12 protein-coding genes are annotated in these 14794 nt (G+C 58.1%); 7 read left to right on the forward strand and 5 right to left on the reverse strand.

What is annotated here, in order from left to right; genetic code table 11:
• The first annotated feature begins 37 nt into the window (after positions 1 to 37).
• Complete coding sequence (locus BLS41_RS31775; protein WP_074771653.1) at positions 38 to 826, forward strand: MBL fold metallo-hydrolase; 789 nt, start codon at positions 38 to 40, stop codon at positions 824 to 826.
• A gap of 61 nt (positions 827 to 887) precedes the next feature.
• On the opposite strand, the gene BLS41_RS31780 is transcribed toward BLS41_RS31775, so the two are convergent.
• Positions 888 to 1868, reverse strand: a complete 981-nt coding sequence (locus BLS41_RS31780; RefSeq protein ID WP_074771654.1) for a helix-turn-helix domain-containing protein — start codon at positions 1866 to 1868, stop codon at positions 888 to 890.
• A 492-nt stretch (positions 1869 to 2360) separates the two neighbouring features.
• Between BLS41_RS31780 and BLS41_RS31785 the strand changes: the two genes are divergently transcribed.
• The 3 genes from BLS41_RS31785 to BLS41_RS31795 all read left to right on the forward strand — a co-directional run bounded on the left by BLS41_RS31785 (position 2361) and on the right by BLS41_RS31795 (position 5523).
• Positions 2361 to 2996: an HD domain-containing protein gene (locus tag BLS41_RS31785; RefSeq protein ID WP_074771655.1), complete on the forward strand. Its 636-nt coding sequence runs from the start codon at positions 2361 to 2363 to the stop codon at positions 2994 to 2996.
• Positions 2997 to 3221: 225 nt separating this feature from the next.
• Positions 3222 to 3902, forward strand: coding sequence for an alpha/beta fold hydrolase (locus tag BLS41_RS31790; RefSeq protein ID WP_074771656.1), 681 nt, complete (start codon positions 3222 to 3224; stop codon positions 3900 to 3902).
• A gap of 136 nt (positions 3903 to 4038) precedes the next feature.
• Complete coding sequence (locus BLS41_RS31795) at positions 4039 to 5523, forward strand: catalase (protein ID WP_074771657.1); 1485 nt, start codon at positions 4039 to 4041, stop codon at positions 5521 to 5523.
• Positions 5524 to 5821: 298 nt separating this feature from the next.
• On the opposite strand, the gene BLS41_RS31800 is transcribed toward BLS41_RS31795, so the two are convergent.
• Together BLS41_RS31800 and BLS41_RS31805 are read right to left on the reverse strand one after the other, a co-directional pair.
• On the reverse strand, positions 5822 to 6613 hold the full coding sequence (locus BLS41_RS31800) for an SDR family NAD(P)-dependent oxidoreductase (RefSeq protein WP_074771658.1): 792 nt from the start codon (positions 6611 to 6613) through the stop codon (positions 5822 to 5824).
• 75 nt (positions 6614 to 6688) lie between these two features.
• Positions 6689 to 7453 carry an SDR family oxidoreductase gene (locus tag BLS41_RS31805; RefSeq protein WP_074771659.1) on the reverse strand — a complete coding sequence of 255 codons (765 nt, stop codon included), beginning with the start codon at positions 7451 to 7453 and terminating at the stop codon, positions 6689 to 6691.
• A gap of 138 nt (positions 7454 to 7591) precedes the next feature.
• On the opposite strand from BLS41_RS31805, the gene BLS41_RS31810 reads away from it, so the two are divergent.
• The 3 genes from BLS41_RS31810 to BLS41_RS31820 all read left to right on the forward strand — a co-directional run bounded on the left by BLS41_RS31810 (position 7592) and on the right by BLS41_RS31820 (position 11987).
• Entirely contained in the window at positions 7592 to 8509 is a 918-nt protein-coding gene (locus BLS41_RS31810) for a LysR family transcriptional regulator (protein WP_074771660.1), read from the forward strand.
• A gap of 844 nt (positions 8510 to 9353) precedes the next feature.
• Entirely contained in the window at positions 9354 to 10169 is an 816-nt protein-coding gene (ppk2, locus tag BLS41_RS31815; RefSeq protein ID WP_074771661.1) for a polyphosphate kinase 2, read from the forward strand.
• Between the two features lie 90 nt (positions 10170 to 10259).
• Complete coding sequence (locus BLS41_RS31820) at positions 10260 to 11987, forward strand: SulP family inorganic anion transporter (protein WP_074771662.1); 1728 nt, start codon at positions 10260 to 10262, stop codon at positions 11985 to 11987.
• A 97-nt stretch (positions 11988 to 12084) separates the two neighbouring features.
• Here the strand turns inward: BLS41_RS31820 and BLS41_RS31825 are convergent, their stop codons facing one another.
• Together BLS41_RS31825 and BLS41_RS31830 are read right to left on the reverse strand one after the other, a co-directional pair.
• The gene (locus BLS41_RS31825; protein WP_074771663.1) at positions 12085 to 13713 is read right to left on the reverse strand and encodes a hypothetical protein; all 1629 of its coding nucleotides are present in this window, start codon (positions 13711 to 13713) and stop codon (positions 12085 to 12087) included.
• Positions 13710 to 14708: a glycosyltransferase family 2 protein gene (locus BLS41_RS31830; RefSeq protein ID WP_083380187.1), complete on the reverse strand. Its 999-nt coding sequence runs from the start codon at positions 14706 to 14708 to the stop codon at positions 13710 to 13712. The genes BLS41_RS31825 and BLS41_RS31830 overlap by 4 nt, the downstream gene beginning before the upstream one ends.
• Positions 14709 to 14794 lie beyond the last annotated feature (86 nt).

Below are 14794 nucleotides of genomic sequence, written 5' to 3' on the forward strand. Positions count from 1 at the left end.
ACTGCAACGCCATAACCGACCAACATCAACGCACATCATGAATCAACCTACTATCGTCACGATTCCCATCCTGCCGTTCGGCATGGTCAATTGCCACCTGATCATCGGTGCAACAGGCTGCGTTATCGTGGACACGGGTACGCCCGGGTCCGAGGACAAGATCGGTCGCGCCTTGAACGAACAGGGTCTCGGCTTTCGCGATGTCACCCTGATCGTGGTCACTCACGCGCATACCGACCATGCCGGTTCGGCCGCGCGACTGCGTGAACTGACGGGGGCACCGATCCTGGCTCACGCCGACGATCTGGACTACTACGAGCGGCGCAAGGAAATGACATACTGCGTCGCCCATTGGTGGGGACCGCTGTTCCTGCGCTCGGGCGTACCCGTCGAACCGTACCTGCCATTTACGCCCGACATCCTGCTGCAGGATCAGGCCAGCGTTGACCTGAGCCGCTATGGAATCGACGGCGTGGCGAGGCACACGCCGGGTCACACAGCCGGGTCGGTGTCGGTTGAGCTAGGCAGTGGAGATGCGTTGGTCGGTGACCTGGTCGCCTCAGGCGTCTTTCTGGGGGGATTGATACGCAAAGGGCACGCCATGCGCCCACCTTTCGAAGACGATCCGCAAGCGGTCAGCTCAGAACTGCTCGGCATGGTGGACGCGGGCATGCAACGCTTTCACATGGGCCATGGCGGCCCGCTGCCTGCCACGGAAGTGCGTCGACACGCGCTCTCTTTGCAGAACCAGAAGCCCGGTCGCCAATATGGAATGCAGACTATTGGGTGTGACTGCTCGAAGCGCAAGCTGGTTGAATTAAGTTGAGTGACTAAGACATGGCCTGCCCAATTGCTTGCAGGGATGCCTGGATCTGGCAGGAAACTCTTTACACGCCCTTTCGAAACTCGCGAGGCGTTTTACCGAAAGCCGCTTTAAATGACTGACTGAAGTGCGTCGGGTTGTTGAATCCCCATGAAGAAGCAATCTCCCCGATGGCGCGACTCAACTGCCCCCGGTCTTCGAGATCGCGAGCACACCTGGCCAATCTTCGCTCCCAGATGTACCGCTCAACCGACTGACCGTCGCTGGCAAAAACCGAACTCAGGTATCGCTTCGAGATGCCCAGATGCCCGGCGACATCAGCGGGTGCCAGTGAATGATCTCGCAGATTCGCTTCGATAAAAGCTCGACCACGATAGGCGAGCATTGTCCTCGTCACCGTGTTTCCTGTCGTACCCGGAGACGTGTTGTCCGGTCGCGACATGAATGCCGTCAGGGCCATGTCTATCGCCTGTCCGGTTAACCGTTGCGCGATATCGGTGCTAAAGCTCTCGAAGTTTTGCGCCAGCGAACTGACGAAATTCTTCGTCATCGTGCCCAGCGGATTGTCCGTCGTGACGACGGTCGCCGTATGGTTTTCGATGGGGCCAATCTGCTTGCGCACGAGCGTTCTTGGGATCTGCAGAACTAATTGGGATTGAGCCTTGGGAAACTCGGCGCGAAAAGTTTTCGATGTATCGAGCAAGGTAATGTCGCCTGGACGGAGAACATTGCGCCGGTTGTCCTGTTCGACAATCGCCTCGCCTGTCATCTGTATGCAGACAAATACCTGCTCTTCCCCAATCTGTGAGATTTTCGGCTTGACCCGAGCTATTTCATGCGACGCCGCCACGATTTCAATCAGGTTGACCGGACTCGAAAGGTGAGCGGTAATCGACCCGGAGAAACCTTCATCCCTCTCGCTCGAACACTCCAGATGAGTCAAAAGATTCGCCACCCTGGTTTGCCAGAAGGCCAGTCTCGCGCCAGGCGGCACGCGGTCGGTGGAAATGAGGACAGGGGCCCGGTTCATCGCTGTACTGTTCATGCGCGTGCGCCCCTTTTGAAGAGCTGCGTAGGTCGATTCTTTGCGCGTTCGCCAGAATAATCATCCCGACAATGGGACGTCCCGTCCATCTCGTTGTGCTGCCGCCCAACGCTTTGTGATGATAGACGATGTCAATTTTTCGCGCGACCTGCCCCCGACTTTCGTCAAAGGGAATAAAGAATGTAGTCAGGCGGCACGGTTATGGCGCGGCGTCCGCGCTCCGTTACACTCCAGGCACGATACGAAGTCGAGTCAGCCAGCATTCACGTTCGACATATAGAACCCGCTCATCACACGGGGCCGACATATGGCGACGCTATTCTCCAGGCGTCCGTGCAGCCGGGCGAACTCTGCGCCGCCGTTATCCGACCGTAATCTGAAACACAGAAAAAAGAAGTACGCAGGGCCATTGACTTACAACGCGCGTTTTCGCGCCTGAATCACCCGCCGTTCAATGCCTTTAAGTTCTTTCATCTTGGTGGAGAAGAAACAATGGATATCGATGGCATCAAGGTTCCGGATAGCGCGTTTGCCAGGGAGATCACCGAACTGGTCCGCGAAGAGGTCACACCCCTTCTGTTTCATCATTCCAGCAGGGTCTTTTATTTCGGCGCACTGGCCGGAAAAGAGCGGGGATTGAAGTTCGACCCGGAGCTTCTTTATTGCGGCTGCATGTTTCACGATCTCGGGCTGATGAAGAATTACAGCAGCGACAACGAACGATTCGAAGTAGATGGAGCAAACGCTGCGCGGGATTTCCTTAAAGGGCATGGTATCTCGCAGAGCGATATCGACACTGTTTGGGCCGCCATCGCGCTGCATACCACGCCGGGAATCCCGCAACACATGCATCCTGTCATAGCGCTGGTCACCGCAGGCGTCGAGATGGACGTGCTGGGACTCACCTACGATCAATACAGCGACGCCACACGTGAGGCCATTGTCGAAGCGCATCCGCGCGGCGATCAGTTCAAGGAAAACATCATCCAGGCCTTTTACGACGGCATCAAGCATAAACCGGACACGACCTTCGGCAATGTCAAAGCCGATGTGATTGCAGACAAGGAGCCGCATTTTCACGCAGGCAACTTCTGCAGCGTCATCCGTCATTCGGCCTGGCGGTCCTGACAAATACGCCGATCGCATCGGAGTAAAGAAATATCTATTGATTGCTGTTTTGCGAACGTCTGATGGCGGCAGTGTTGTCGCGCCTCCCGCCTTCAATGACCGGTTGGGTCAAATCGTTCAAACGGCATCAAAACCTGTTTGCTTCAGAAGTCCCCCCGTCGTCCCGCTTCAATCCCGCGTCTTCTTTCCATTGCATTTCAGACAGCATTCATTAAGGAAGCGACCATGAGTCAATCTGTAACCGCCGTACTCGTCCATGGAGCATGGGCAAACGCTGCATGCTGGTCCAAAGTCATTCCGCTCCTGCAGACAGGCGGATTATCCAGCGTCGCCGTGCAATTGCCATTGACCTCGCTCGAGGACGATGCCGCTGCGGTCAATCGCGCGCTCGCGTTGATCGATGGGCCGGTGGTGCTGGTCGGCCACTCCTACGGTGGCGTCGTCGCGACTGCGACGGGCAATGACAGCAAAGTACAGAGCCTGGTATTTGTCGCGGCCTTTGCACCGGACGAAGGCGAATCGGCAGGCTCACTCGGCGCGAGCGTGGACCCGGCGCCGCTCGGTGCAGAACTCCGCCCCGATTCACAAGGCTTCCTCAAGATCACACGACCAGGCATCGATGCGAGCTTCGGTCAGGACCTGACGGAAGAGGAACGGCTGGTCGCGTTCGTCACACAGGGTCCGACGTCAGTCAAGGCACTGGGAGACAATGTTTCCGCCCCCGCGTGGAAGTCGAAGCCATCCTGGTATGTGGTCGCCGAACAGGATGGTGCTATTCAGCCATCGTTGCAACATAGAATGGCAGACAGGGCGAAATCGCAGAAAACGGCGGTTGCCTCCAGCCACCTCGTCATGCTCTCTCACGCAGCGAAGGTGAGCGAAGCGATCCTCGCGGCGGCTAAATAAGCATCGCCTGATAGAGCAAGTCTGAGCAGGCCGGCGCGCACGGGGCGGACGATTGCCCCATGACGCGCCAGCTTGCGTTTTATGCGTTTGTTTGTACTCTGTATTCACCCCCTTCCAATACTCCACAGAGAGTGCCATGAGCAAATTGACGACGGCGTTTGGAGCCCCTGTACCCGACAACCAGAACACGCAAACGGCCGGCCCGCGCGGACCCGCGTTGCTTCAGGACGTCTGGTTTCTCGAGAAGCTGGCCCACTTCGACCGCGAAGTCATTCCCGAGCGTCGTATGCACGCCAAGGGGTCCGGCGCCTTCGGCACGTTCACCGTCACGCACGACGTTACTGCATACACGCGCGCCAAAATATTTTCCGAAGTCGGAAAAACGACAGAGATGTTTGCGCGCTTTTCGACGGTTGCCGGAGAGCGAGGCGCCGCCGACGCGGAACGCGACATCCGCGGATTCGCACTCAAGTTCTATACCGAAGAAGGCAACTGGGATCTCGTCGGAAACAACACGCCAGTTTTCTTCCTGCGTGACCCACTGAAATTCCCGGACCTCAACCACGCAATCAAGCGCGACCCGAGAACGGGACTGCGTAGTGCGGAAAGCAATTGGGACTTCTGGACCCAACTGCCCGAGGCGCTTCATCAGATCACCATCGTGATGAGCGATCGAGGCATTCCGCGCACGTTCAGGAACATGCACGGGTTCGGCAGCCACACGTTCAGCCTCATCAATGCGGCGGGTGAGCGTTTCTGGGTGAAGTTCCACATGCACACGCAGCAGGGCATCGAGAACATGACCGATGCGGAAGCTGTAGAGCTGGTTGGCTCCGACCGCGAAACTCATCACCGGGATCTGTACGAATCGATTGAAAAGGGTGAGTTCCCGCGTTGGACCCTGTACTTCCAGATCATGCCGGAGAAGGAAGCCTCGGCCTATAAAGTGAACCCGTTCGATCTGACCAAGGTCTGGTCGAAAAAGGACTATCCGCTCATCGAGGTCGGCTTTTTCGAACTCAATCGCAATGCGGAGAACTGGTTTGCCGATGTCGAACAAGCCGCTTTCAACCCGGCGAATGTCGTCCCCGGGATCAGCTTCTCGCCGGACAAGATGCTGCAGGGCCGGCTGTTTTCCTACGGCGATGCGCAGCGATACCGGCTTTCTGTGAACCATCACCAGATTCCCGTCAACTCACCCCGAGCCGCGAGCCACTACAACAGCTATCACCGCGACGGCGTCATGCGTGTTGACGGCAATCACGGTGGGACGACCCCTTATAACCCTAATACAAAGGGTGCCTGGCTGGATCAGCCCGACTTCAGCGAACCCCCGCTCTCTATCGAGGGTGCGGCCGATCATTGGAATCACCGTGTCGACGACGATTACTTCTCACAGCCGGGAGACCTGTTTCGCCTCATGTCGGAGGCGCAGCGCCAGGTGCTGTTCGAAAACACGGCGCGTGCGATGCACGGCGTGTCCAAAGCAGTCAAAGACCTGCATATAGAAAACTGCGGCAAGGCGGATCCGGCATATGGCGCAGGCGTACGCCAGGCCATTGAAAGCCTCGATGCGCCGGGGACAACCGGTGTGAGATCGGAACCGGAAATGTCGAAGTAATCCTGCTCGCGCGGAGCGCGGCTCGCAGGAGCCGCGTTTCTGCGGGCGTGCAGCGATAGATGATCCGCAAACTCCCCGCCTGACAGATCTGGGATTTCATCCGCGATTTGCCTGCAAGCCTAACGGTTGAGCCGCCTGACCTACTTACGCTTTGCATCAACCGGGAGATATTGGCGTTTCCGGTACGCGTGCCGAGTAGTAATCGACAACGAGTACCTCGACGGCAATATCAACCCAACTACGCCGATCGCCTCGCCAACCTGTTCGAGGCAAGACCGGCGCAACATCTGCGTGATGTCTAGAACGCACTCTTGATGACGCCCCCATCGGCCCGCAACGCCGCTCCCGTCGTCGCCGACGAAAGAGGACTCGCGATATAGGCCACGAGTGACGCAATTTCCTGCGGCGAACCAAATCGCTTGATCAGCGATGTGGGACGGACCTTCTCGAAGAACTCCTTCTCGAACTCTTCGAAAGATTTGCCGTCGGCCTTGGCGAGCGTCTCCACGAAATCGCCCACGCCGCGCGATTTCGTCGGGCCCGGCAACACGCTATTGACCGTAATGCCTGTGCCGGCGACGGCTTCGGCCAGCCCGCGCGAGACCGCGAGCTGCGCGGTTTTCGTCATCCCGTAGTGGATCATTTCGGCGGGAATCTGCACTCCGCTTTCGCTCGAGATAAAAATAATGCGGCCCCAGTTGGCACGCTTCATCGCGGGCAGAAACAGGCGGGCGAGGCGTACGCCGCTCAGAACGTTGACATCGAAGAATCGCAACCAGTCCGCGTCGGGGATCTCCTCAAACGGCTTGGGCTCGAAGATACCCAGGTTGTTGACCAGTATTTCCACGCCCGGATAGCGCCTTGCGAGTTCCTCCGCCGATCCGGCTGTGCTGAGATCGCCCGCGAAGCCCAGGATATCGCCACCCGTCTCCGCTTTCAGTTGCGCGACCACCGCATCCACCGATGACTGCGAGCGGCCATTCACGATCACGCGAGCGCCCTCCTGCGCCAAAGTACTGGCGATAGCCTGGCCGATGCCGGCGGTACTGCCGCTCACGAGTGCGAGTTTGTTCTTCAGATTCAGGTCCATCAGTAATCTCCTTTCCGTGGATGAAATAGGACTGGCGGCATCGGCACCTGCAAGCCGGATGCCGCCAGAGAGCGATCATGTCCGGGTAATAGACGCACCGCCATCGACCAGTGAAGCCGTACCGGTGACGAACGACGAATCGTCCGATGCAAGATACAACACCGAGCGCGCAAGTTCTTCCGGCTTTGCGACGCGCTTGAGCGCGTGTAGCCCCGTCACGAATGCCTGCGATTCGTTAGTGTCGTTCATATCGCGATACATCTCCGTGTCGACGGCACCCGGCAGGATCGCGTTGACGCGCACGCCTTGCGCACCGTATTCGGCAGCGAGTGCCTGCGTCAGGCCGATCAGCCCCGCTTTGCTCGCCGCATACGCCGCAGTGCCGGGAAACGCAAACGAATAACCGACGAACGTCGACGTGAAGATGATCGATCCACCGCCCTGTTTCAACATTTCGGGGATCTGGTGTTTCGCGCCGAGGAAGGCACTCGTCAGATTGGTCGCCAGTGCGGCATTCCAGCCCGCTTCGGAAATACCTGTGGAAGGACCCATCTCGCCGAGCGTACCGGCATTGTTGTAGGCAATGTCCAACCGGCCGAAGCGGCTGACCGCGAGCGCGACCAGCGACTTCGCGAAGTCCTCCGATTGCACGTCGCCCGCCAGATACACGGCTTCGCCGCCGTCGTTGGCGATCTCCGCAGCGAGCGCTTCGAGTTCGGTGGGACGGCGCGCCGCGAGCACCACCTTGGCGCCCTCCTTCGCGAACAGTTTTGCCGTAGCGCGGCCAATTCCTGCACTGGCACCGGTCACGATGGCGACTTTTCCTGTCAAGCGTTGCATGTTCATTCTCCTGATGCATTTCATCTGCCAGTGCCCTATGCCCCGGCCAGTGAAAGCAATATAGGCTTCAGCCCTGCTTGCGGAAAGGCATAAAACATGGTCGTATCATTCAGTTTTTGTGAATAATTGGAGATAGCAATGGATCGCCTGCGTGCATTCGAGGTTTTCGTGACCGTGGTGAGTCGCGGCGGCTTTGCGCGCGCGGCCGATGCGCTCGACACGTCGCCCGCGAACGTCACCCGTTATATCAACGAACTGGAGACGCACCTGGGCACGCGCCTGCTGAATCGCACGTCGCGCACGCTGTCTCTTACCGAGGGCGGCGAGACGCTTTACGCGCGCTGCAAGGCGATCCTCGACGATGTTGCGGAAACAGAGGGGCTCGTCTCATCCGCATCAGTCGAACCACGCGGACGACTGCGCATCAATGCCCCTGTGAGCTTCGGCATTTTGTATCTGGCGCCGCTGTGGCCCGGGTTCATGCAGAAACACCCTGGAATCGAACTGGACGTTGGACTGATTGACCGCGTCGTCGATATCGTCGACGAAGGCTACGATCTCGCCATTCGCATCTCACGCGCGGGGTCGACCAGTCATGCAGCCCGCAAGCTGGCGACATCGCAAAACATTCTGTGTGCGTCACCGGCCTATCTGGCTCGCTCCGGCGTTCCGGCAACCCCGGCGGCTCTGGCCGGGCACCGCTGTATCGGCTACACGTATTCAACCACCGGCGACGACTGGCAATTGACCGACTCTCGCGGCAAGCCTCACCCGGTGAGGGTCGACTGTCACATGCATACCAACAACGGGGATACGGCCCGAGCGGCGGCACTCGCCGGAGAAGGTGTGATCTGGCAACCCACTTTCCTGATCGGCCGCGATCTGCGCGAGGGCAAACTCGTGCGCGTGTTACCCGACTATCGTCTGCCTGATATCGACATACTCGCGCTGTATCCAAGCCGCCGACATCTGAGCGCCAGCGTACGCGTGATGATCGACTTCCTGGTCGATGCTTTCAGTGGTGTGCCTCCATGGGACCGGAATGACGCAAGCTGAACGGAAGTCAGGAACGGGTTGAACGCACCGTCCGGGCATGGGTGCGATAGAAATGGGTGAAGGTTAAGGCTGCGATTAACCGGCGAGACGGGATCACTGATTCACCGGTATGCACTAAGCGTTCTCAAACAAAAGGCGTTCAATCCATTCGGACTTACCGTAGCCACAAGCAGGACGCCGACGCATCGCAGCAACAATAACTCGATACGCAGAAAACCCGCAGCCCCAGCAATTTCCCAATAGAAGTTTGAGGAAACTTGGGGAGTAGTCTAGGATAAAACAGCAGGACACCAATTCCTCCTACTTCGCTTAAAGCGGCCGTTTTTAATACCAGTCCAAAGCAATACGCTGAAACGCTCGATTCGAAATAAATCTGCGAGCTTTATTTGTTTACATAAATCCAGAATCTAATGCGACGCGAGACGTGAATAGCCGCTTCTCTACGCAAGCTTAACTGCCATTTTCCCGCGCGCGACAGGCGTTCGGTGAATTGGAGAATGCGCTCTCAGCTGAAGCCGCGTTGCGTGACTGCGAGTCGTTGCTGTCTCACGCCAGTACGGAAAACGAGCGGCTCTTTGCGCTGAAAAAAGTTAGCTACAGAGTGGAATCAGGCGACTTCCGTTCCGTCGCGTAACAGAAACTGGTGTACATGTTCTCCCGTTTGACTCTGCTTCGCGTGTAGAGCGAGCAACGCATGCAATTGGCCAACTTCAATCCTGCACTCGACCGCGGCCTCGATACGTCGGCGGGCGGAAGCATCCTGGTCACTGCGCCCGCCCTCTCTTCGCCCGGTCAACTGGCATTCACGCAGTGAGCGACAAAGACCTTTCTGGAGTCGGAAATCATGGCTGACAAACGCAAGAAGGCTAACGACGTGGGCGATCAGGATATCTTGTCGAACAAGGCTTATACAAAAGAACTCAAGCACCTGCACGGCGAACTGGTCAAGTTGCAGCAGTGGGTCGTGGAAACCGGCACCAAAATCTGTATCGTCTTCGAGGGACGCGATGGTGCCGGCAAAGGCGGCACCATCAAGGCGATCACCGAGCGCGTGAGTCCGCGCATCTTTCGCGTTGTCGCCTTGCCCGCGCCTACCGAACGCGAGAAAAGCCAGATGTACGTGCAGCGCTATCTTCCGCATCTGCCGGCTGCGGGCGAGGTCGTGCTGTTCGACCGCAGCTGGTACAACCGCGCAGGCGTCGAGCGCGTCATGGGCTTCTGTACCGACGAGCAGGTTACGGAATTCCTGAAAGGAGTTCCGCTTGTCGAGCGGGCTATCGTTCAGTCCGGCGTCATTCTGCTCAAATACTGGCTCGAAGTCAGCGAAGAAGAACAGACCCGAAGACTCGAAGCGCGTATCAAGGACGAACGGAAAATCTGGAAGCTTTCGAAGATGGACCTCGATTCATATAGCCGCTGGTACGACTATTCCCGTGCGCGCGACGACATGTTCAAAGCCACCGATACCGATATCGCGCCGTGGTTCGTTGCCGACTCCAACAATAAGAAACGTGTGCGTTTGAACATCATCAGTCACCTGCTGAGTAGCGTGCCTTATAAGGCCATGCCGCGCGAGAAGATCACGCTGCCGAAGCGGCAGAAAGCCAACGGCTACGTCGAACCGGACTACCCATACAGAGTTGTCCCGGCGACGTACTGATCCGGTGCGGCCGTATTGGCGCTCGCAGAATACTGCGCCTGCAGCTGGATACAGGTCTGCTCAACTGTCGAAACCGGTCCAGGATTAAAGATGGCTAACGAAACGTCGAACCGCGCCACAGGGACGCAGTCGCTCCTGATACCGGAATGGATTCGCCATTACGACAGGTCGTGGGCTAGACCGGATCTTGTCGCGGGCTTGACCGCAGCGGCTGTCGTGATTCCGAAGGCGCTTGCCTACGCAACGGTGGCGGGCTTACCGGTTCAGGTGGGTCTCTATACGGCGTTCGTGCCCATGCTGATCTATGCATTCCTTGGCACATCGAGGCCCTTGAGCGTCAGCACGACCACGACGCTGGCCATCCTGGTTGCGGCAGGACTCGACCAGGCCGTGCCAGACGGAAACGAAGCCGGGCTAATCGCCGCAACCGCGACGTTGATGCTGATGGTCGGCGCGATCCTGACGCTAGCCTCGGTTCTGCGACTGGGCTTCCTGGCGAACTTTATTTCCGAGCCTGTGTTGATCGGCTTCAAGGCGGGGATTGCGGTGGTTATCGTAGTCGATCAGATTCCCAAACTGCTCGGTATTCATTTTCCGAAGGGCTCGTTTGTACACAACTTAATGGCGATCGTTCAGGGGTTGCCGCATGCGTCGTTGCTGACCATTGTTGTCGGCGCGTTGACGCTAGTCGCACTCGTGGGAATGGAGCATTTTTTCCCGCGCGCTCCCGCGCCGCTCATTGCCGTGGCCGGCGCTATCGGAAGTGCCAGTCTGTTCGGCCTCGCGACACATGGTGTGGGAACGGTTGGCCATGTGCCGACTGGTTTGCCCGCACTTACCTTGCCCGACTTCGCGTTGATGAGCGACCTTTGGCCGGTCGCCCTCGGCACGTCACTAATGAGCTTTACCGAAACCATTGCGGCGGGTCGAGCCTTTGTTCGCGACGGAGAGCCCACGCCCGGCGCAAATCGGGAGTTATTCGCCACGGGGCTGGCGAACCTCGGTGGTTCGCTGTTCGGCGCGATGCCTGCTGGCGGTGGCACAACGCAGACGGCTGTCAACCGCAGCGCGGGTGCTCGCAGTCAGGCAGCGGAGTGCGTGACGGCGGCAACCGCGTTGGGCGTCATGTTATTGCTGGCGCCGCTCATCGGATTAATTCCTCATGCAACGCTCGCGGCCGTTGTCATTGTTTATTCGATTGGCCTGTTCAATCCGGCGGAATTCCGCGCGATCCTTTCGGTACGGCGTACTGAACTGATCTGGGCACTCGTTGCTCTGGCCGGTGTCGTCCTGCTGGGTACGTTGGAAGGGATTCTTGTCGCTATCGTCGTGTCGTTGATTGCACTCGCCTATCAGGTATCGGACCCGCCGGTACATGAACTGACGCGCAAACGCGGCACCAATGTATTTCGCCCCATGTCCGCCGAACACTCAGACGACGAATCATTTCCCGGCATGCTGATTCTGCGGCCAGAGGGCCGCATTTTTTTCGCAAACGCAGATAACGTCGCGCTGAAATTTCGTCAGCGCATTGCGTCGAACAAACCCCGCATCGTGGTGCTGGACCTAAGCGGTGTCTTCGATATCGAGTACACAGCATTGCGGATGTTGATCGAAGCAGAAAAGAAAATGCGTAACGCCGGCGTGGTGCTTTGGCTCGCGGCCCTCAACCCCGGCGTGCTCGCCATGGTGCAACGCTCGCCGCTGGCCGCGCAGTTGGGCCATGAACGAATGTTCTACAACCTCGAACAGGTCATTGCCCGATACGACATGGTCACCATCGGGGAGGCGCCCGATGTCATGCCGGACGACCTATAAAATGTTTAAAAGTATGCAGACACCCGCGGCCGTCTCGTCGAACGACATGAACTGATGTAGTCGTTCGTGAACGCGCAACGCAACTGCATACGCGCCGTTATCGACAGTTGCGCCGTTCGTAAAGCGACCATTCCGCCTCCTGCACGACCAGAGCCACATCGCATTCGTTGTTGGCAAAGAAATTCGCCGGCAAAGGTCCGATCTTGTGGACGAAGAAATAGCGATACTGACGACCGTTGTCCTTCGTCCATTCGAAACTCCCCGGATCGTGTTCGAGCGCGGGCGGCTGGAGCGGCATCATCCCCGGCCTGAAGCGTACGATTTGCGGCACGAAGGTCGCGAAGTTCAGATCCACGAACCCGTGTTGCTCCGCCTGATACCACAGCGATTGATGCGCGTACGCCGCCGTGCTCCTGAACGCGGGACTCGCACGGTCGAATATAAGGCTCAGCGCTCGCTGACCCGGTTCGGTTTGCGAAAGCAGCTTGTCGAGCGGTGCATTTTCAATAGCGAATCGATGCAAACGGACCGTCTGGTTTGCGAAGAAAATCCAGCATCCTGCGATGATCGCAGCTTGTACGCCGACACCCAAAACCATGCTCGCACGCGAACGATAACCGGACGACGCGTGTCCTGCGCCGCTCGTGGAAGAGCGCGACGCACAGAACATTAGCGCATACGCGGGCAGTAGAAATACCGCGAATCGGTGATACAGGTAGGCGGTTTTGAGCGCCGTGCCCGGCACGAGAAACCAGACGAACGCCACGGCGAGCATCGGCACGACCACCGATCGATCCGCATTGATCCGGTCGCGCCAGAGCCACGGTGCAGCGAACATCAACGCGACTAGCGGCAAATACACGGCCGCGCCCTTGTTCATGCCCCACACGTACACCGGCAACGCGATCAGACGTTGAAAGTCGAAGCCCCATTTGAATACATCGATACCCGGCACTGTCTGTCCGAGCAGTGGATCGGTCGCGCGGCTCCACAACGCATAGGCGATGCACAGCACGCCCAATGGCGCGAACGGCGCAAGCGCGAACACCTTGCGCGCGAATGGCTTCTGTTTGAACAGCACAAAGCCGACACCTATCGCGTTGGCGAACAGAAACACGAGCCCATGACAAAAGAACAGCGCTGTGCCAGCAACGAGTATCCCGATCCCTTTCCTGACCGATGTCGCCGTCGCATAAGCGTGCGTGAGCCAGATAAATAGAATGCCCAACGGCGCGGCCACCAGAAACGTATAAAAACCCCACACGAATGCAAAGCCGAAAAATCCCGGCACGAACAGCCAGTCGAGCCGTGCGTCGCCATGCAGATAACGACGATAGCCGACGCATACGGCAACGAACGCGAAGTAGGCGAGCGTGAGCATGCACTTGAGCGCGGCGCCGATCGGCATCAGGAACGTGAACGGCAATGCGAGGCCATATCCGACGAGATAGGGCGTGAGCAGATTGATCTGCACGAGGTTTTGCCACGGCGACGTATGCGCAAGCAGATCGCGCAGCAGCATCACCTGCCCCGCGTGCTGCGGCACGTCGACCATCGGCGGGCGCGGCGCGATCCAGAACAACGCTCCGCCATACAGCACGGTCACGATGAAAAGCACGCGCGGCAGAATCGCAACGAGTCTACCTGCGCGCGGCAGCAGCGCGTGTCCAGACGTTGCGTCGATGCCGGCACTCGCCGGTGCGGAGCGATCGGCAGGCATGTTCATAGCGTTTGCTCGATGATGAAACGCGGGCGTTGTTTGGTCTCGGCATAAGTCTTCGAGATATAGCCGCCGATGACACCGAGGAACAGCAATTGAATACCGCCGAGGAAGTACATCGGAATAACCGTCGAAGCCCAGCCGGGCACGGTGAGGTCGGTGAAGAGGCGTGCAAATGCGGCCCACGCGCCGAAACACAGCGAGCCGAATGCCAGCAAAGCGCCTATGCGCGTGCTCCATTGCAAGGGCACGGCGGAGAACGACGTGATGCCGTCGAATGCGAATGCGAGCATCTTGCTAAGCGGGTATTTGCTCTCACCCGCAAAGCGCGGCGCGCGCTCGTATTCGACAACCGCAGTCTTGAATCCGAGCAGCGGAATGATCCCGCGAAGAAACAGATTCACTTCCTGAAATTGCCGCAACGCTTCTACCGTTTTGCGGCTCATCAACCGGAAATCCGCATGACCGGGCTGGATATCGACACCAAACATGCCGAGAAGCCTGTAGTAGTTGCGCGCGGTAAAGCGCTTGAAAAACGTGTCCGTATTGCGTTTGTGACGCACGCCAAATACGATTTCTGCGCCAAGCCGATACTCTTCGAGCATGCGCGGAATCGCTTCGATATCGTCCTGAAGATCGGCGTCGAGACTCACCAGCACATCGCCTTGCGCGGTCAACAGACCGGCCAGCAGCGCATTCTGATGACCACGATTGCGCGAAAGTTTGATGCCGCCACAGCGGTCGTTGGTTGCATGCAGCGCTTCGATGAGCGACCACGTATGATCGCGAGAACCATCGTCGACGAAAATGATGCGACTTTCGCCGCTCACCTCGCCGGAGTCGATCAATCTGTCCAGAAGAGCGACCAGTCGCGTACTTGTTTCGGGAAGAACCTCTTCTTCGTTGTAGCACGGCACAACGAGATTCAATGTCGTCGTGGTGAATGCTTCATCTCTGAAGATGCCACGACCCAAAGTCAGGCTTTCAACGTATTCGGCCATTAATACGCGCCTCCAATGACTTGCGAACGATAATCGAGGAGAGTTTTACCGCTCGCGTTCATTCGCGCGAGTCGCCGCCGACACAG

Origin of the sequence: Paraburkholderia fungorum (assembly GCF_900099835.1) — a bacterium.
GTDB classification, from domain to species: Bacteria; Pseudomonadota; Gammaproteobacteria; order Burkholderiales; family Burkholderiaceae; genus Paraburkholderia; species Paraburkholderia fungorum_A.